A 17,698-nucleotide genomic window follows, 5' to 3' on the forward strand; every position below is an offset into this window, starting at 1 on the left:
CGACGTGACGATTCTGGAGAGCATCCGTCAACCACGCGACCTGAAGGCGCTGTCCGAGGCGGAACTCGGCGAACTGTCCGAAGAGATAAGGGAGTTCCTGGTCCACGCGGTGGCCAGGACCGGCGGACACCTCGGGCCCAACCTGGGTGTGGTGGAACTGACCATCGCGCTGCACCGGGTCTTCGAGTCCCCGACCGACCGCATCCTGTGGGACACCGGCCACCAAAGCTATGTGCACAAGATCCTGACGGGCCGTCAGGACTTCTCGAAGCTGCGCGGCAAGGGCGGCCTGTCCGGCTACCCCTCGCGCGAGGAGTCCGAGCACGACGTCATCGAGAACAGCCACGCCTCCACCGCGCTCGGCTGGGCCGACGGACTCGCCAAGGCCCGCCAGGTACAGGGCGAGAAGGGCCACGTCGTCGCGGTCATCGGCGACGGCGCGCTCACCGGCGGCATGGCCTGGGAGGCGCTGAACAACATCGCCGCCGCCAAGGACCGGCCGCTGATCATCGTCGTCAACGACAACGAGCGCTCCTACTCACCCACCATCGGCGGCCTCGCCAACCACCTGGCCACCCTGCGCACGACCGACAGCTACGAGAAGGTCCTCGCCTGGGGCAAGGACGTCCTGCTGCGCACCCCGGTCATCGGCAACACCGTCTACGAGTCGCTGCACGGCGCGAAGAAGGGCTTCAAGGACGCGTTCAACCCGCAGGGCATGTTCGAGGACCTGGGCCTCAAGTACGTCGGCCCGATCGACGGACACGACATCGGCGCCGTCGAGTCCGCGCTGCGCCGCGCGAAACGCTTCCACGGCCCGGTCCTCGTCCACTGCCTCACGGAGAAGGGCCGCGGCTACGAACCCGCCCTCGCCCACGAGGAGGACCACTTCCACACCGTCGGCGTGATGGACCCGCTCACCTGCGCACCCCTCGTGCCCTCCAACGGCCCTTCCTGGACCAGCGTGTTCGGCGACGAGATCCTGCGCATCGGGGAGGAACGCGACGATGTCGTGGCCATCACGGCGGCCATGCTGCACCCGGTCGGCCTCGGCAAGTTCGCCGCGAAGTTCCCCGACCGGGTGTGGGACGTCGGCATCGCCGAGCAGCACGCGGCGGTGTCGGCGGCGGGCCTCGCGACCGGCGGGCTGCATCCCGTCGTGGCTGTCTACGCCACCTTCCTCAACCGCGCCTTCGACCAGCTGCTGATGGACGTGGCGCTGCACCGCTGCGGGGTGACCTTCGTCCTGGACCGCGCCGGGGTGACCGGAGTTGACGGAGCGTCACACAACGGCATGTGGGACATGTCCATCCTCCAGGTCGTGCCCGGCCTGCGGATCGCCGCTCCGCGTGACGCCGACCAACTCCGGGCCCAGCTAAGGGAAGCGGTCGCCGTCGACGACGCGCCGACCCTGGTCCGCTTCCCGAAGGAGTCGGTCGGACCGGAGATCCCGGCGATCGACCGCGTGGGCGGCCTCGACGTCCTGCACCGGGGCGCGGAGACCCCCGAGGTACTGCTCGTCGCGGTGGGCGTGATGGCGCCGGTCTGCCTCCAGGCCGCCGAGCTCCTCGAAGCCCGGGGCATCAACTGCACGGTCGTGGACCCCCGTTGGGTCAAACCCGTCGACCCGGCACTCCCGGGCCTCGCCGCCGAACACCGCCTGGTGGCCGTCGTAGAGGACAACAGCCGCGCCTCCGGCGTCGGCGCCGCCGTGGCGCTGGCCCTCGGGGACGCCGAAGTCGACGTCCCCGTACGGCGGTTCGGCATCCCGGAGCAGTTCCTCGCGCACGCCAAACGCGGGGAGGTGCTCGCCGACATCGGCCTCACACCCGTCGAGGTCGCCGGACGGATCAGCGCAAGCCTGGCGGTCAAGGACGCGAACGCCGGCACAGCCAAGGAGAAACCCGAATGACCAAGGAGTTCGACCTCACCGCGCTCTTGGCCGAGCGCGGAGCCGAGCGCTACGAGCTGCACGCCAAGTACCTGAACCACCAGCTCCCGCGCATGCTGCACACCATCGGCTTCGACAAGGTCTACGAGCGGGGCGAGGGCGCCTACTTCTGGGACGCGGACGGCAACGACTACCTCGACATGCTCGCCGGGTTCGGGGTGATGGGCCTGGGCCGCCACCACCCCGTCGTCCGCAAGGCGGTGCACGACGTCCTCGACGCCCAGCTCGCCGACCTCACCCGCTTCGACTGCCAGCCGCTGCCCGGCCTGCTCGCCGAGCGACTCCTGACCCACAGCCCGCACCTGGACCGGGTGTTCTTCGGCAACAGCGGCACGGAGGCGGTCGAGACCGCGCTCAAGTTCGCCCGCTACGCCACCGGGAAACCCCGCGTCCTCTACTGCGACCACGCCTTCCACGGCCTGACCACCGGCTCGCTCTCCGTCAACGGCGAGGACGGCTTCCGGGACGGCTTCGCCCCGCTGCTGCCGGACACGGCCGTACCGCTCGGCGATCTCGACGCCCTGGCACGGGAGTTGAAGAAGGGCGACGTCGCCGCCCTCGTCGTCGAACCGATCCAGGGCAAGGGCGTCCACGAAGCACCGCCCGGCTATCTGCGCGCCGCGCAGGAACTCCTGCACCAGCACAAGGCGTTGCTCATCGCCGACGAGGTGCAGACCGGCCTCGGACGCACCGGCGACTTCTACGCCTACCAGTACGAGGAGGGCGTGGAGCCGGACCTGGTGTGCGTGGCCAAGGCGCTGTCCGGCGGGTATGTGCCGGTCGGCGCGACGCTCGGCAAGGACTGGATCTTCAAGAAGGTCTACTCGTCGATGGACCGGGTGCTGGTCCACTCGGCGAGCTTCGGGTCCAACGCCCAGGCCATGGCGGCCGGCCTCGCTGTGCTGTCGGTCATGGAGAACGAGCAGATCGTCGCCAACGCCCGTGCCACCGGGGACCAGTTGAGGACCCGGCTCGCCGCGCTGGTCGACAAGTACGAGCTGCTCGCCGACGTCCGCGGCCGGGGCCTGATGATCGGCATCGAGTTCGGCAGGCCCAAGTCGCTGAAGCTGCGCAGCCGTTGGACCATGCTGCAGGCCGCGCGCAAGGGCCTGTTCGCGCAGATGGTGGTCGTGCCGCTGCTGCAACGGCACCGGATCCTCACCCAGGTCTCCGGCGACCACCTGGAGGTCATCAAGCTCATCCCGCCGCTGATCATCGGCGAGCGTGAGGTGGACCGGTTCGTGGACGCCTTCACCGCCGTGATGGACGACGCGCACAGCGGCGGCGGGCTGATGTGGGACTTCAGCAAGACGCTCGTGAAGCAGGCGGTGGCCAACCGGTAGGGGATTCCGCCGGGCGCCGGAGGTTTTTGCCTCTGAGGCAAGAGATTTGCCTCGGGGGCAAGCCTGCGGCTGAATGGAGAGCATGAGCTCTCCCGAGACCGAGCCGGAACCGTCGGCCGGGCCGGTCGAAGACCTGCCGGCCACCGTCGCACCGCAACTCCGCGCCCTGCGCCGCCGCGCCTCCCTCACCTTGGAGGTCGCCGCCCGCTCGGCCGGACTCTCGCCCGCCCATCTCTCCCGTCTGGAGACCGGGCTGCGCCAGCCCTCGCTGCCGATGCTGCTCGCGCTGGCCCGCATCTACGGTACGACAGTCTCGGATCTGCTCGGCGAGACGGTCACCGACCGGGACGCCGTAGTCCGCGCCGCCGACATGGAACCGACCCGCGCGGGCGGCTGGACCTACTGGCAGGCAGGCGCCCCCGGCCGGGGGATGCAGTCGCTGCGCGTGCGCATCCCGCACGGCTCCCAGGGCGACATCGTGCGCGTGCACCCCGGCGAGGAGTGGCTGTACGTCCTCAAGGGGCGGCTGCGGCTGCGCCTCGGCGACACCGCGCACCTCCTCGCACCGGGCGACAGCGCGCACTTCGACTCGCTCACCCCGCACCGCCTCGCCGCCGCCGACGAGGACGGCGTCGAGGTCCTGTTCGTCCACACCCTGCTGCAGAGCCCCACGGCCACCCTGTGCCTGGGCCCGATCACCGGAGAGACGCCATGAGCGGCAACAACATCGAGGACAAGTTCCCCCGCGCCCTGTGGGTGCGGCTCATCATCTACATCGCCGTCGGCCACGTCTTCGCGGCCTTCATCTACCTGCTGTTCTCCGTGGGCGCCAAGTAGCCCGCCGCAGCCGCGAGTTCAGTCCAGGAGCCGCTCGCGCAGCCGCTCCCGGAGCGCCGGGGTGATCCCGAGCCCCCGCTCCAGATAGGCGTCCACGCTGCCCCAGGTCTCCTCGACGGTCTCGAAGGCCGCCGTCAGGTACTCGGCGCGGGCGTCGAAGAGGGGGCTGAGGAGTTCCATCACCTCGGGGGAGTAGGCCGAGGCGGAGGAGCCGCTGCGGCGCACCTTGTAGCGGCGGTGCTTCGCGTTCGACTCCAGGTAGTCGGTCACGATCGCCTCGCGCTCCACGCCCAGGGCGAGCAGCGTCACGGCTATCGAGAGGCCCGCGCGGTCCTTGCCCGCCGCGCAGTGCATCAGCGCGGGAACACTGTCCTCCGCGAGCGCGTGCAGCACCTGGGAGTGCTCGGCGGTGCGCTCCGTGACGATCGTGCGGTACGAGGCGATCATCCGGTTGGCGCCCTTGTCGCCGCCGAGGATCCCGCGCAGCTGGTCTGTCTCGCCGTCGCGGACCATCTTCCAGAACTCGGAGCCGTCCGCCGGGTCCGACAGCGGCAGATTCACATTGCGCACGCCGGGCAGCTCGACGTCGGGACCCTCCAGCTTCTGGTCCGACGCGTTGCGGAAGTCGAAGACCGTGTGCAGACCCAGCGAGTCGAGGAACGCGGCGTCCTCCTCGGTCGCGTGCGCGAGGTGGCCGCTGCGGAACAGCACCCCGTGCCGCACCCGCCGTCCGTCCACCGTCGGAAGTCCGCCCACGTCCCGGAAATTGCGCACTCCGGACAACTCCGGCTCGGTCGACGGAATCTGCTGCGTCACGAGGACTCCTCCCACTCGGCCCGACGACGCGGCTCACCGGCGGGCACGCTTCCGACGATACGACATCGATTCCACAGGCCATGAGTTGTCCACAGGCGTTGCCTCGCAGGCCCCTGGCCATTGATGATGTTGCTGCTTGAGTGGACTTGTTCGAATCTGTGAGGGACTTGATGCTGGAGATCGCCGAGAACGGCCGTACGTGGGTGCTGACGGGCCCCACGAGCAGCTACGCCGTCCGTCTCACCGAGGACGACGAACTGCTCCACCTGCACTGGGGCCCCGCGATCGCACTCGCCGACGCCGAGGAGCTCGCCGCCCGCCCGCTGCCCGCCGGCTCCTCCTTCGAGTCCCCGCTCGACGGCCGCGAGGAGTACCCCGTCGAGGGCGGCCCCCGCTTCGCACGCCCCGCCCTGTCCGTGCGCACCCCCGAGCGCCGCGGCACGGAATGGACCTTCGAGCGGTACGACACCGAGGGCGACGAACTGCGGCTCCGCTTCCGGGACACCGGGCTCGCGATCACGCTGCACTACCGGATGCGCGGCGACGTCGTGGAGCGCTGGACGAGTCTCGACAACGACGGGGGCGAGGCACTGGAGCTGCTGCGCGCCGACTCCGCCGTGTGGACGCTGCCCGAGCGGGACGGGTGGCAGCTGTCGCAGCTGCACGGGCGGTGGGCCGCCGAGTCCCGGCTGGTGCGTTCCGGTCTCACCTACGGTGAGAAGGTCATCGGCAGCCGGCGCGGCCACACCGGGCACCAGCACCTGCCCTGGGTCGCGCTCGACACCGACGCGACCGAGGAGCGCGGCGAGGTCTACGGCTGCGCCCTCGGCTGGTCGGGGTCCTGGCGGATCGCCGTGGCCCAACTCCCGGACGCGCGCGTGCAGATCGGGGGCGGCCCCGGGTACGACGACTCCGGGCTGCTGCTCCTGGCACCGGGGGAGTCCTTCACGACACCCGTCTTCGCCGGCCTGTGGAGCGACGCCGGCTTCGGCGGCGCCAGCCGCACCTGGCACGACTACCAGCGGACGTACGTCATCCCGGACGCCGACCAGGACCGGCCGGTGCTCTACAACTCCTGGGAGGCCACGCAGTTCGACATCTCCGAGGAGCAGCAGGAGACGCTCGCGCAGCGCGCGGCGGCGCTCGGGGTCGAGCTGTTCGTGGTCGACGACGGCTGGTTCGGCGCCCGCACCACCGATCGTGCGGGGCTCGGTGACTGGACCCCCAACCCGGACCGCTTCCCGGCCGGCCTCAAGCCCCTCGCCGACCGCGTCCACGCGCATGGCATGCAGTTCGGCATCTGGGTCGAGCCCGAGATGGTCAACCCCGACAGCGACCTGTACCGCGCGCACCCCGACTGGGTGCAGTACCAAGAGGGACGAAAGCGGACGGAGTTCCGCAATCAGCTCGTCCTCAACCTGGCCCGCGAGGACGTCCAGGAGTACCTCTGGGAGCAGCTCGACGGGCTGCTCTCCAGCGCCCCGATCGACTACGTGAAGTGGGACTTCAACCGCTGCTTCACGGATGCCGGGTGGCCCGGTGACGCCTATCCGCAGCGCCTCTGGGTCGACCATGTGCGCGCCCTGTACGCCCTGTTCGACCGGTTGCGGGCGGCCCACCCGGGCGTGGCCTTCGAGTCCTGCTCGGGCGGCGGCGGCCGGATCGACCTCGGCATCATGAGCCGTACGGACCAGGTGTGGACCTCGGACAACACCGACCCGCTCGACCGGCTCGCCATCCAGCACGGCTTCAGCCAGATCCACCCCGCGCGCGTGATGGCCGCCTGGGTCACCGACAGCCCCAACACCCAGCTCAACGGCCGCGTCAGCAGCCTGCGCTTCCGGTTCGTGAGCTCCATGGCCGGGGTGCTCGGCGTGGGCGGTGACCTCTCGGAGTGGACCGAGGAGGAACTCGCCGAGGCCCGCCAATGGGTGGACCTCTACAAGGAGATCCGGCCGCTCGTGCAGCACGGCGACCTCCACCGGCTGCGCCCGCCGAGCGGCGGACTCAGTGCCGTGCAGTACGTCCGCGGCGACGAGACCGTCGTCCTCGCCCTGCTTCAGGCGCAGCACTACGGCGAGCCACTGCCGGCGCTCCGGCTGCGCGGGCTCGACCCGACAGCATCGTACGAATGCCTCGAAACGGGCGAAGTCCACCGGGGGGCCGTCCTGTTGCACCACGGGCTGCGGACCGGGCTGCGTGGTGACCTCGATGCGACGGTTATCCGCCTGCGTCGCATCTGATCCCTCTGTCCCAATTGCAGCCTTCGTCCAACTCGCTCTGGAATAAAGGAACCTGAGAGGTGTGTACGTGAGCAGCGTCATATTCGTGACCGTGCGTCGTTCGTCATGTTCACGTAATTGACGTGCTTTTACAGGGGGATTGAGGGGTTGAGTCCTGTGGGAATTCACGGAGGGTGACGGTGAATTCCCACAGGGAAACACAAGAAACGCAAATCCGTGGAACCTCCTGCTTGTCCCTTTGCGTCTTCCTCGCTTACGTTCGCCACCAATCCGGACGGACGCCCAATCCTGCCGCCGACCGGACTCCGCACACACCCACCCGTATGCGGCAGGAGCGGGGGACCCACAGGTAAGACGCCTGTTCCGGTCTCCGGAACGGGCTTGGGGTTTAGCCGCGACCAGCGCGCGGCCGGGCATCTCCAGCCCGCACCCGACAGCTCACCTCGCAGGCGCCGGAGAGGAATTCGTCATGCCCGCGAAGGGTAAGCACCGCCGCCCGAAGTCCCAGCGACTCACCCGCTCGATGGCCGTAGCCGGAACCGGCGGCGCCGCACTCGCCCTTCCGCTCATGGGGGCCACCGGCGCTCATGCCGCGACCACGACTTCCGCTCCGGAAAAGGCGGTTCAGTCCGTTCCGGCGACCGAGAAGACGGTTACGGAGAAGTCGACTGCCAAGACCGTCTCGAAGTCCTCGGGCGTCAAGACGTATTCGGTGAAGGCGGGCGACTGGCTCGCGAAGATCGCCGAGGAGCAGGACGTCACCGGCGGCTGGAAGAAGATCTACCAGGACAACCGCGAGGCCATCGGTGGCGACCCGTCGCTGATCCACCCCGGCCTGAAGCTGACCCTCGGCAAGAAGGCCGCGACGAGCGGGACGGACACCGGTACGTCGTCCAAGTCGTCCGGCGCTACGTCCTCTTCGTCCTCGTCGTCGTCCTCCTCTTCCTCGGCGAAGAGCAGCTCGGCCGCGCAGAGCGACGACAGCACGAGCACCAGTACCTCCACCGGCTACACCCTCCCCGTGACCGGCGGCACCATCGGCACCGGCTATCACGTCGCGGGCAGCATGTGGTCCAGCGGCTATCACACCGGCGTCGACTTCGTCGTCCCGACCGGCACCACCGTCAAGGCGGTCGCCGCGGGCACGGTCGTCTCGGCGGCCTACGACGGCGCCTACGGCAACGAGGTCGTCATCCGGCACGCGGACGGCGAGTACTCGCAGTACGCCCACATGTCGCAGCTGTCCGTCTCGGCCGGCCAGACCGTGACCGAGGGCCAGCAGATAGGTCTTTCCGGCGCGACCGGCAACGTGACCGGCCCGCACCTGCACTTCGAGATCCGGACCACGCCGTACTACGGCTCGGACGTGGACCCGGTCGCCTATCTCCGCTCGCACGGCGTCACCGTCGGCTGACGCCGGAGCCCGGCGCCGAGCAGTTCCGCGGTCAACGCCCCTGATCGGAGGGTTATTCCGACTTTGGACAACCCTTTACGAGTGGCTTATCTCACCGCCCGTCAACCCCTAAATACGATCGCGTAGGTCACACCTCAGGGTGAATTATGGTTGCCGTGGCTAACGATTCGAAGAGTGACAACAGAGCGGTGATCGGGTCGTACGTGGCGGTGGGGGACAGCTTCACCGAGGGCGTCGGCGATCCAGGGCCCGACGGAGCGATGGTCGGCTGGGCCGACCGGTTCGCGGTACTGCTCGCGGACCGGCGGCCCGAGGGCGACTTCGAGTACACCAACCTGGCCGTGCGCGGGAAGCTGCTCGACCAGATCGTGGCCGACCAGCTCACCCGGGCCAAGGAGATCGGGCCCGACCTGGTCTCTCTGGCCGCGGGCGGCAACGACATCATCCGTCCGGGCACCGACCCCGACGAGGTCGCCGAGCGCTTCGAACGCGCGGTGGCCGACCTCACCGCCGCCGTCGGCACCGTCATGGTGACGACCGGCTTCGACACCCGCGGTGTGCCCGTGCTCAAGCATCTGCGCGGCAAGATCGCCACCTACAACGGACATGTGCGGGCCATCGCCGACCGCTACGGCTGCCCGGTGCTCGACCTGTGGTCCCTGAAGACGGTCCAGGACCGGCGGGCCTGGGACGGCGACCGGCTCCACCTCTCCCCCGAGGGGCACACGCGCGTGGCGCTCCGCGCCGGCCAGGTCCTCGGTGTCGAGGTCCCGGCCGACCCGGACCAGCCCTGGCCCCCGCTGCCGCCGCGCGGCACGCTCGACGTCCGGCGTGACGACGTGCACTGGGCACGCGAGTACCTGGTGCCGTGGATCGGGCGCCGGCTGCGCGGCGAGTCCTCCGGGGACCACGCCGAGGCGAAGGGCGCGCTGTCGCCGGACGCCATCAAGATGCGGATCGAGCGGGTGGCCTGACGGGGCGACGCGCCAACAGGCCGACACGGTAACGGGGTCACAGGCGCGGAGGTGACCCCTCGGAGAGGCGGCTTTTTCGGGAGGAGTCTCCTCGAAGAGGCGGCTCTTGAGGGAACGGCTCAGGGAGCGGTCAACGCCGCCCGCTCCAGGCCGAGTTCCCGTGCGAGCGCCTCGTCGACCCACTCCAGGGCCCGCGCCCGCGACACCGCGCCCCCGTAGGCGGTCATCTGTACGGCGAGCCCGTCGAGGAGGGCTGTCAGGCGCAGGGCGGTGGTGGTCGGGTCCGGGCAGCGGAACTCGCCCGCGGTCACTCCCTCGGCGACGACCTCCGCGAGCGCTTGTTTCCACCGGCGGTCGAGATCGCGGGTGACGTCCAGGAGGGCGGGTTCGCGGAGCGACACGGCCCAGCCCTCGATCCACAGGCGCCAGCCCTTGGCCTGCCCGGTCGGTGCGTACCAGCGCACCGCGGCCCGCAGCCGGCGCAGCGCGGTCGTACGACGGCCCAGGAGCTTGTGGAGATGCGCGAGGTCGTCCTCGGCGGCGAAGGTGAACGCGGCGGCGACCAGTTTCTCCTTGGTCGAGAAGTGATAGAGCACCAGCGCGTTGCTCACGCCGAGCGCCGAGGCCACGTCGGCGATCCTGACCGCCGCCACACCCCGCGCCTCGATCTGCTCGACGGCGGCCCGCAGCAACTCCGCCCGCCGTTCCGCCACGCTCAACCGCACTCTCGCCACGCCGTCACCCTAATCCGTTGCCCATAGGGGTGTTGTCCCGTACGTCACCGGTACCAGCCGAACCGTTCCGCGATGACCGGCAGCCGGTCGTCGACGATGGCGTGCGCGGCGGCGCGCGGTGTCGTGCCGTCGGCCTCCGCGCGGGCCAGCATCCGGTCGATCAGGGCGCGCATCGAACGCCGGGTGTGGGCGAACGCCTCCTCCGCGTCGGCGCCGATGTCGCCGAACAGGGTCCACCACCACCAGGCGTTCGTCCCGGAGTTCACGACCACGTCCGGCAGCACGGTCACCCCGCGCGCGGAGAGCAGTTCCTCCGCCTCGGGCAGTACGGGCATGTTGGCCGCCTCGACGATCCAACGGGCGGTGATCCCTTGCTGGTTCGTGGTGTCGATCGCGTACGACACCGCCGCCGGGACCAGCACCTCCGCGTCGACGGACAGCCAGTCCTCGCCGGGGAGTTCGAGGTCGCCGGGGCGCAGCGTGGAGCGGTCCACGGTGCCGTACGCGTCCCGGGCCGCGAGCAGCGCGTCCACGTCGAGGCCGGCCGGGTTCGCGATCGTGCCCTTGATGTCGGCGACGGCGACGATCGACAGCCCCGCGCGCGTGAGGAACCGTGCCGTGGCCCCGCCCATCGTGCCCAGCCCCTGTACGGCGACCCGCGTCCCCGCGTACGGCACGCCCGCCCGGTCCAGCGCCGCGAGCACCGACTCGGCGACCCCGCAGCCGCCGACCAGCTCGTCGAGACCGATGCCGTCCACCTCGACCGCGAAGGCGTCCGCGAGCCGCCGCCGCGCCGCCGTCTCGTCGTCGAGCAGCGGATACACGGCCTGGATCGACGACACGAGCCCCGCCTCCGCGGCGGCCCGGTCGACCAGGTCCTGGCTGAGCCCGAGGTCCTCGCCCGTCGTCCAGAAGCTCTCGATGTACGGCCGCATGGCGCGCAGATAGCGCACGAGGAGGCCGTACGACACCGGGTCCTGGGGATCGCAGTCGATGCCGCCCTTGGCGCCGCCCAGGGGGATGTACCGGCCCTCCGGGTCGTAGTGCAGGGCCTCTTTCATGGTCATGCCCCGGGCCAGCCCCGCCACCTCGTCGAGTGTGCAGCCCGGCCGCATCCGCAGTCCGCCGCTGGACACCCCGCGCACCAGCCGGTCGACGACCAGGAAGCCCCGGCGGCCGGTGACGTGGTCGGTCCAGGTGAGCGACATCAAGGGGGCGGTCATACGGGCTCCTCGGGGCGCCGGCCGGCAGGGCGGGTACGGACAGGACGGAAGGGCGAGTTCCGTCCCGCGGTGTCAACCTCCGGCGCGGAACTTTGGTCTTTCCTTGGAAACCGGCCCCGGTGACGCCGACGCAGCGGCGTTGTCACAGGGGTCGACCATAATGGAAAGCCTGACCGACCCGACCTGGAGGCATCGTGACCGGATTCCGTACGCTGAGCTCCGGGCTCCGCGCGCTGCAGCCCGCTGCCTTCGGCGCGGACCCGAGCGGCGAGCGCCTGGCGCGCATCCGCAGATCACCCCACTTCAAGGACGGGGTGTTCCAGAACCCCGGGGGCAATACGAACCTCCGCCCGTCCGGCGGCGCGATGCGCGGGATGGGCAAGTCCTACCTCGACAAGGAGCAGCGCGCCCTCCGCGCCCCCGACGGCACGCTGCCGGTGCACGCCACCACCCTCGCCGACCTGGCCAGGCCCGCCGCGACCGGGCTGCGGCTGACCTGGATGGGGCACTCCAGCGTGCTCGCGGAGATCGACGGCCACCGGGTCCTCTTCGACCCGGTGTGGGGCGAGCGCTGCTCCCCGTTCCCGTTCGCCGGACCCAAGCGGCTGCACCCGGTGCCCCTGCCGATCGCCGCGCTCGGCCCGGTCGACGTCGTGGTCATCTCGCACGACCACTACGACCACCTGGACATGCCCACGATCAAGGCACTGGCCGACACGGACACCCTGTTCGCCGTGCCGCTGGGCGTCGGCGCCCACCTGGAGCACTGGGGCGTGTCCGCCGACCGGCTGCGCGAGCTGGACTGGCACGAGGAGACCGAGGTCGGCGGCCTCACCCTGACCGCCACCCCGGCCCGGCACTTCTGCGGCCGCGGTCTGCGCAACACCCAGCACACCCTCTGGGCCTCCTGGGTGGTCGCCGGTGACGAGCACCGGATCTACCACAGCGGTGACACCGGCTACTTCGAGGGCTTCAAGGACATCGGCGCCGCGCACGGCCCGTTCGACGCCACGATGATCCAGATCGGCGCGTACAGCGAGTTCTGGCCCGACATCCACATGACACCAGAGGAGGGCATGCGCGCCCACCTCGACCTCCAGGGAGGCCGGCCGCACGGGGTGCTGCTGCCGATCCACTGGGGCACCTTCAATCTGGCGCTGCACCCGTGGGCCGAGCCCGGCGAGTGGACCGCGGACGAGGGCGAAGCGGTCGGCCAGGCCGTGGCCACACCGCGGCCGGGCGAGCCGTTCGAGCCGGGCGGCGAGCTGACGACGGACCCGTGGTGGCGGCCCTTCGGGGGGACGATCGACCACCCCTGGCGGACCCCGAAGCCGGTGGAGACGGAAGCGACGGAACCGAAGCCGACGACCGCCCCGGCGGAGCTGGACCTCGCGAACGAGCGCTGACCGACACGCTCCGTGATGTTCAGGGGTGCGGCCGAGGGTGGCCGGGCTCCCGGAAACTGCCCCTGCGGCTCGGCCGCGGGTGGGTGAGAGACGAATGCCAGGGGCCGGGGGGTATCGAACCCCCCGGCCCCTGACGTCTGTTCGTGACCGGTTCCGATCAGGCGCGATCGATTCTTTGTCCTTCGTCGGCGTGCGGTCGAGGGGGTTATCGGTCTGTCGTACGAGGCCTCATACCAGAGCAGGACGCTCCCCGAGGGAGTTTGTCAACTGCCCACCGCACCTGATGCGTTGACGACTACTGTGAGTGTCCGTCGGGCGACGCAGGGCCGGATTCTTCGGTTCTCTCGACCGGCACCGCGATGGCGTATGCCCGAATCGCGCACCCCGCGCGAACCAACCGGTCCGACGCACCAGTACGAGGACGCCGATGTCTCAACTCCGTGCACCGGCCGCCCGCGCAGACCGCCGTGAGGGCGGCCGGCACGGGCGACCGGCCGCCCGCCCCGTGCCCGCACTGCCCGAGACGCACATACGCCCCCAACTCCTGCGCCTCGCCGTGCTGCCGCCCATCGCGGTCGCGCTGAGCGCCAGCGCGGCCGTCCTGTTCACCGTCCGCTCCACCGGAGCGCGGACCAGCGTCACCCTCTGGGGCGTCCTCGCCGGAGCGACCTCGGTGACGTTCGCGGGCATCCTGATCGCCGCCGTCGCCGCGGGCCGCGCCGCCGGTTCCGTCAGCGACCGCATCGGCGCCCTGCGCCGCGACAGCGCGCGCGGCGAGGCCGATCTGCGCGAGCTGGTCGAGGCGCTGCGCCGCGGCGAGGGCCCGCCCCAGCGCAAGCCGCGCAGCAGGCCCCCCGGGGACGCCGACGACTTCGACCTGCTCGCCGCCGACCTGGCACACGCGCACGACGGCGCCGTCACCGCCGTCGTCGCGGCATCCCAGCTCTCCAGCCAGGCGGGCAGCGAACAGAAGGTCGAGGTCTTCGTCAACCTCGCCCGGCGCCTGCAGTCCCTCGTGCACCGCGAGATCTCCATCCTCGACGAGCTGGAGAACGAGATCGAGGACCCCGACCTGCTCAAGGGCCTCTTCCACGTCGACCACCTCGCCACCCGCATCCGCCGCCACGCCGAGAACCTCGCCGTCCTCGGCGGCGCCGTCTCCCGCCGGCAGTGGAGCAACCCGGTCTCCATGACCGAGGTGCTGCGCTCCGCCATCGCCGAGGTCGAGCAGTACTCCCGCGTCAAACTCGTGCCGCCGATCGACGGCACCCTGCGCGGCCACGCCGTCGCCGACGTGATCCACCTGCTGGCCGAACTCGTCGAGAACGCCACGGTGTTCTCCGCCCCGCACACCCAAGTACTGCTCCGCGTCAACCTCGTGACCTCGGGCCTCGCCGTCGAGGTCGAGGACCGCGGACTCGGCATGCCCGCCGGCGAACAGAGCCGGATGAACGCCCTGCTCACCGACCCCGACCAGGTCAACGTCGCCAGCCTGCTGGCCGACGGCCGCATCGGCCTGTTCGTCGTCTCCCAACTCGCCCGCCGCCACGGCATCCACGTCCGCCTGCAGACCAACATCTACGGCGGGGTGCAGGCCGTACTCGTGGTCCCACAGGCCTTGTTGGGTACGGCACCGGGCGCCCCCGGGGCCGTAGGACAGCCGCAGGACACCTTGGGCGGGGGGCAGCCGCTCGTGCCGCCGCAGCAGGTGCGGGGTGGGACCGAGGGGGGTCAACTCGCCGTCGGGCAGGGCGTGTCGGCGCCGGCCGGGGCTCCCGGCGGGCCGGGGCGGCACCAGCGCGGGGCCGGGTCACCGGGGCGGCATCAGCGGCGGGACTCCGTACCGTCCGCCGCGGCGGGGGCGAACGGCACCGGACCGGTGCCGCTGCCCGTGCGCGGTGCCCACGCGGAACGGGCCAACCCCCTGGAAGCGGTGCCCGGTATCCGTCCCGACGACCGAGGGACCGTGGCCGAGAACGTGGCCGCAGCGCCCCTCCCGCGCGGCGGAGCGGTACGCGGCACCATGGGCAAGCCGCCCCAACTGCCCCGGCGCCGCGCCCAGGAACACATCGCGCCCCAACTCCGCGACGGCCCCACCCCCCGCCAGGACTCCGAACACCCCGTCGGCCACGACCCGGACCTGATGGCCGCCTTCCAGCGGGGGATCGGCCTCGCGGAGGCGCAGCAGCACATGGAGGCGGCGGAGACGGTGGACGGGACGGTGCCGTTGGACGGGGCCGATGCGGCGTCACCGCACGTGGAGTCGGACCACACGGAGTTCCCGCACACGAACGGGGCCGACACGAACGGCGTCCACACCGGCGGTCTCTACGTGAACGCGCTCCACGCGGACCTGTCCGCCCCGGAACCGTCCCCCGTGGAGCACGAGCAATCCCACCTGTCGGCAACACACATGGGCTCCGGCTACATGGACACCGCACTCCACCGCTACACCGCACAGCCGACGACACCGGACACCGGCACGGACCGCTTCACCCTCGCCCCCCACATGGACGCGTCCCCCATAACCGAAGCGCACGCGCATGTGCTCGGCCATGACCACGACCGCACCGCCCGGCACGACGGGAGCGCATCAGCCGGATGACCACGCAGGCCCCCGCCCCCACTGGCACCCCCACCAGCGCTCCCGCAGACCTTCGTACCCCAAGGAGTCGATCCACCATGGCGAGCGATGCGCCGACCGGCCATGTATCCGATCTCGACTGGCTGATGAGCGGCCTCGTGCAGCGCGTGCCGCACACCACCAGCGCGGTCCTGCTCTCCTGCGACGGGCTGGTGAAGTCGGTTCACGGGCTCGACCCCGACAGCGCCGACCACATGGCCGCGCTGGCCTCCGGGCTGTACTCCCTCGGCCGGAGCGCGGGCGTCCGCTTCGGTGACGGCGGAGACGTCCGGCAGGTCGTCGTCGAACTCGACTCGACGCTGCTCTTCGTCACCACGGCCGGCTCCGGCACCTGTCTCGCCGTGCTCGCCGGCCGCGAGGCCGACGCGGCCGTGCTCGGCTACGAGATGGCGATGCTGGTCAAGAGCGTCCGCCCCTACCTCGTGACCGCCCCCCGGCAGCACGCCGTCGAATCACCTGCGATGAGGCCTTGAGCGTGGCGACGGCCGGCGACGGGCCTTGGTTGGACGACGCGGCCGGACGTCTGGTGCGCCCCTTCACGGTCAGCAACGGCCGTACCCGGCCCTCCGTCGCACTCGACCTCCTGTCGCAGGTGATGGCCACCGGCGCCACCCCTCTCGGCTACCTCGGACCCGAGCACGCGCAGGCGCTCGACCTGTGCCGCGCGCCCGTCTCGGTCGCCGAGGTCGCCGCCCACCTGAAGCTGCCGGCCGCGGTCACCAAGGTGCTGCTGTCCGACCTCGTCGACTGCGGGGCGCTGACCACCAAGCCACCCGAGTTCCACCACAACCCCACTGACCGGTCTCTTCTGGAGGCAGTGCTCGATGGACTACGACGAAAGCTCTGACTACGAGAGCGGCCACGACCCCTTCCCCACCGCACTGAAGATCCTGGTGGCGGGCGGCTTCGGCGTCGGCAAGACGACCTTCGTCGGCGCGGTGAGCGAGATCGCGCCGCTCAGCACGGAGGAGCTGCTCACCACGGTCAGTGCCGCGACCGACGATCTCGAAGGCATCGAGAACAAGGTCGAGACGACCGTGGCGATGGACTTCGGCCGGATCACCCTCGATCCGGAACACGTGCTCTATCTGTTCGGTACACCCGGACAGGAGCGGTTCTGGTTCATGTGGGACGAACTGTCCGAGGGCGCCCTCGGCGCGGTCATCCTCGCCGACACCCGACGCCTGGAGGAGTGCTTCGCGGCCGTCGACTTCTTCGAACAGCGCGGCCTCGGCTTCATAGTCGCGATCAACGAGTTCGACGGCTCCTACCGCTACGACCCCGAGGAGGTGCGTGCCGCCATAGACCTCGACCCCGGGATCCCGGTCGTCCGCTGCGACGCGCGGATCTCCAGTTCCGGCGTCCAGACCCTGCTGACCCTGGTACGCCATCTCATCGCCCACGCCCCGGCACACGCGCCGAGCCATGGTGCCCACATGTGATCCCCGCACACCGCCACGGAGTTCCTCTATGTCATACGTCCACACGGACGGAGTTCGCCCATGAGCTACGACCCGCCGCGTCCGGCCGGTCGTCTGCTGCTCACGCCCGAGGACAAGGAGGCCCCTCAACGGCGGCGCCGGCTGCGCGGGCTGGGCCTCGGGGCACACCCGGACCCGGCGCTCGACGCCTTCGCGGACCATCTCGCCGACCTGACCGGGGCGCCGTACGCCATGGTCAACTTCATCGACGAGAACCGGCAGTTCTTCGCCGGTCTGCACACTCCGGGCGGGGTGGGACTGCCCCGGCCCGTCTCGGGAAGGGAGCACGCCAAGCCCGAGGTGGGGCGGCAGTTGGCGCGTGACTATGGGTTCTGCCCCCATGTGGTGGTCCGGCGCAAGGCGCTGGTGCTGGAGGACGTCTGCGACTATCCGCGGTTCGCGGGCAATCCGGTCGTCGACGAGTTCGGGATCCGCTCCTACCTGGGGGCGCCGCTCATCGACTCCACGGGGATGGTGCTCGGCACGGTGTGCGTCGTCGACACGGAGCCGCGGCCGTGGGGGAAGCCGGGTCTGGAGACGATCAAGTCGACGGCGGCGGAGCTGGTGGCCCGCCTCGAACTGCTCGGCGGCGGACAGGCGGACAGTCGCTAGCCGACCGGTCGTATAGTTGG

General features: G+C 70.7%; 16 protein-coding genes and 1 riboswitch. Of the genes, 13 read left to right on the plus strand and 3 right to left on the minus strand.

The features are described from left to right. The first annotated feature begins 4 nt into the window (after window positions 1-4). The 4 genes from dxs to OG407_RS42130 all read left to right on the plus strand — a co-directional run bounded on the left by dxs (window position 5) and on the right by OG407_RS42130 (window position 4,131). Window positions 5-1,912, plus strand: a complete 1,908-nt coding sequence (gene dxs, locus OG407_RS42115) for a 1-deoxy-D-xylulose-5-phosphate synthase (RefSeq protein ID WP_405865640.1) — start codon at window positions 5-7, stop codon at window positions 1,910-1,912. Continuing rightward, window positions 1,909-3,294 carry an aspartate aminotransferase family protein gene (locus OG407_RS42120; RefSeq protein WP_405865642.1) on the plus strand — a complete coding sequence of 462 codons (1,386 nt, stop codon included), beginning with the start codon at window positions 1,909-1,911 and terminating at the stop codon, window positions 3,292-3,294. Before dxs ends, OG407_RS42120 begins: the two co-directional genes overlap by 4 nt. A gap of 82 nt (window positions 3,295-3,376) precedes the next feature. Then, the gene (locus tag OG407_RS42125; protein ID WP_403585686.1) at window positions 3,377-4,009 is read left to right on the plus strand and encodes a helix-turn-helix domain-containing protein; all 633 of its coding nucleotides are present in this window, start codon (window positions 3,377-3,379) and stop codon (window positions 4,007-4,009) included. Beyond that, on the plus strand, window positions 4,006-4,131 hold the full coding sequence (locus OG407_RS42130) for a DUF6126 family protein (RefSeq protein WP_019058824.1): 126 nt from the start codon (window positions 4,006-4,008) through the stop codon (window positions 4,129-4,131). The genes OG407_RS42125 and OG407_RS42130 overlap by 4 nt, the downstream gene beginning before the upstream one ends. An 18-nt stretch (window positions 4,132-4,149) precedes the next feature. Here the strand turns inward: OG407_RS42130 and OG407_RS42135 are convergent, their stop codons facing one another. After that, window positions 4,150-4,947, minus strand: coding sequence for a tyrosine-protein phosphatase (locus OG407_RS42135; RefSeq protein WP_405865645.1), 798 nt, complete (start codon window positions 4,945-4,947; stop codon window positions 4,150-4,152). A 170-nt stretch (window positions 4,948-5,117) separates the two neighbouring features. Between OG407_RS42135 and OG407_RS42140 the strand changes: the two genes are divergently transcribed. The 3 genes from OG407_RS42140 to OG407_RS42150 all read left to right on the plus strand — a co-directional run bounded on the left by OG407_RS42140 (window position 5,118) and on the right by OG407_RS42150 (window position 9,578). After that, window positions 5,118-7,190, plus strand: a complete 2,073-nt coding sequence (locus tag OG407_RS42140; RefSeq protein WP_405865647.1) for an alpha-galactosidase — start codon at window positions 5,118-5,120, stop codon at window positions 7,188-7,190. Window positions 7,191-7,492: 302 nt separating this feature from the next. Then, window positions 7,493-7,655: riboswitch (cyclic di-AMP (ydaO/yuaA leader) on the plus strand. A 4-nt stretch (window positions 7,656-7,659) separates the two neighbouring features. After that, entirely contained in the window at window positions 7,660-8,604 is a 945-nt protein-coding gene (locus OG407_RS42145) for a peptidoglycan DD-metalloendopeptidase family protein (protein WP_405865649.1), read from the plus strand. Window positions 8,605-8,792: 188 nt separating this feature from the next. Beyond that, window positions 8,793-9,578, plus strand: coding sequence for an SGNH/GDSL hydrolase family protein (locus OG407_RS42150; RefSeq protein WP_405868881.1), 786 nt, complete (start codon window positions 8,793-8,795; stop codon window positions 9,576-9,578). Between the two features lie 119 nt (window positions 9,579-9,697). Here OG407_RS42150 and OG407_RS42155 read toward each other — a convergent pair whose 3' ends face one another. Beyond that, a complete protein-coding gene (locus OG407_RS42155; RefSeq protein WP_405865651.1) occupies window positions 9,698-10,312 on the minus strand; it encodes a TetR/AcrR family transcriptional regulator in 615 nt (204 codons plus the stop codon). Window positions 10,313-10,356: 44 nt separating this feature from the next. Then, complete coding sequence (locus OG407_RS42160; protein ID WP_405865653.1) at window positions 10,357-11,535, minus strand: Glu/Leu/Phe/Val dehydrogenase dimerization domain-containing protein; 1,179 nt, start codon at window positions 11,533-11,535, stop codon at window positions 10,357-10,359. Between the two features lie 194 nt (window positions 11,536-11,729). Here OG407_RS42160 and OG407_RS42165 point away from each other — a divergent pair, with 194 nt between their 5' ends. From OG407_RS42165 to OG407_RS42190, 6 genes are all read left to right on the plus strand, one after another. Next, window positions 11,730-12,941, plus strand: a complete 1,212-nt coding sequence (locus OG407_RS42165) for an MBL fold metallo-hydrolase (protein ID WP_405865655.1) — start codon at window positions 11,730-11,732, stop codon at window positions 12,939-12,941. 427 nt (window positions 12,942-13,368) lie between these two features. After that, window positions 13,369-15,546 carry a sensor histidine kinase gene (locus OG407_RS42170; protein WP_405865657.1) on the plus strand — a complete coding sequence of 726 codons (2,178 nt, stop codon included), beginning with the start codon at window positions 13,369-13,371 and terminating at the stop codon, window positions 15,544-15,546. Between the two features lie 77 nt (window positions 15,547-15,623). Next, window positions 15,624-16,058: a roadblock/LC7 domain-containing protein gene (locus tag OG407_RS42175; RefSeq protein ID WP_019069670.1), complete on the plus strand. Its 435-nt coding sequence runs from the start codon at window positions 15,624-15,626 to the stop codon at window positions 16,056-16,058. A 2-nt stretch (window positions 16,059-16,060) separates the two neighbouring features. Continuing rightward, window positions 16,061-16,432, plus strand: a complete 372-nt coding sequence (locus tag OG407_RS42180) for a DUF742 domain-containing protein (RefSeq protein ID WP_403586058.1) — start codon at window positions 16,061-16,063, stop codon at window positions 16,430-16,432. Further along, window positions 16,410-17,027 carry an ATP/GTP-binding protein gene (locus tag OG407_RS42185; protein ID WP_329261944.1) on the plus strand — a complete coding sequence of 206 codons (618 nt, stop codon included), beginning with the start codon at window positions 16,410-16,412 and terminating at the stop codon, window positions 17,025-17,027. Before OG407_RS42180 ends, OG407_RS42185 begins: the two co-directional genes overlap by 23 nt. A 60-nt stretch (window positions 17,028-17,087) precedes the next feature. Beyond that, a complete protein-coding gene (locus OG407_RS42190) occupies window positions 17,088-17,678 on the plus strand; it encodes a GAF domain-containing protein (protein ID WP_403585665.1) in 591 nt (196 codons plus the stop codon). Window positions 17,679-17,698 lie beyond the last annotated feature (20 nt).

The sequence above is a fragment of the Streptomyces sp. NBC_01515 genome (assembly GCF_045040345.1).
Classification (GTDB): Bacteria; Actinomycetota; Actinomycetes; order Streptomycetales; family Streptomycetaceae; genus Streptomyces.

Coding starts and splice junctions, on each gene's coding strand:
- OG407_RS42145 (WP_405865649.1), top strand. CDS start 7,660: ATGCCCGCGAAGGGTAAGCACCGCCGCCCGAAGTCCCAGCGACTCACC.
- OG407_RS42175 (WP_019069670.1), top strand. CDS start 15,624: ATGGCGAGCGATGCGCCGACCGGCCATGTATCCGATCTCGACTGGCTG.
- OG407_RS42160 (WP_405865653.1), bottom strand. CDS start 11,535: ATGACCGCCCCCTTGATGTCGCTCACCTGGACCGACCACGTCACCGGC.
- OG407_RS42185 (WP_329261944.1), top strand. CDS start 16,410: ATGGACTACGACGAAAGCTCTGACTACGAGAGCGGCCACGACCCCTTC.
- OG407_RS42130 (WP_019058824.1), top strand. CDS start 4,006: ATGAGCGGCAACAACATCGAGGACAAGTTCCCCCGCGCCCTGTGGGTG.
- OG407_RS42125 (WP_403585686.1), top strand. CDS start 3,377: ATGAGCTCTCCCGAGACCGAGCCGGAACCGTCGGCCGGGCCGGTCGAA.
- OG407_RS42120 (WP_405865642.1), top strand. CDS start 1,909: ATGACCAAGGAGTTCGACCTCACCGCGCTCTTGGCCGAGCGCGGAGCC.
- OG407_RS42140 (WP_405865647.1), top strand. CDS start 5,118: ATGCTGGAGATCGCCGAGAACGGCCGTACGTGGGTGCTGACGGGCCCC.
- OG407_RS42190 (WP_403585665.1), top strand. CDS start 17,088: ATGAGCTACGACCCGCCGCGTCCGGCCGGTCGTCTGCTGCTCACGCCC.
- OG407_RS42170 (WP_405865657.1), top strand. CDS start 13,369: ATGTCTCAACTCCGTGCACCGGCCGCCCGCGCAGACCGCCGTGAGGGC.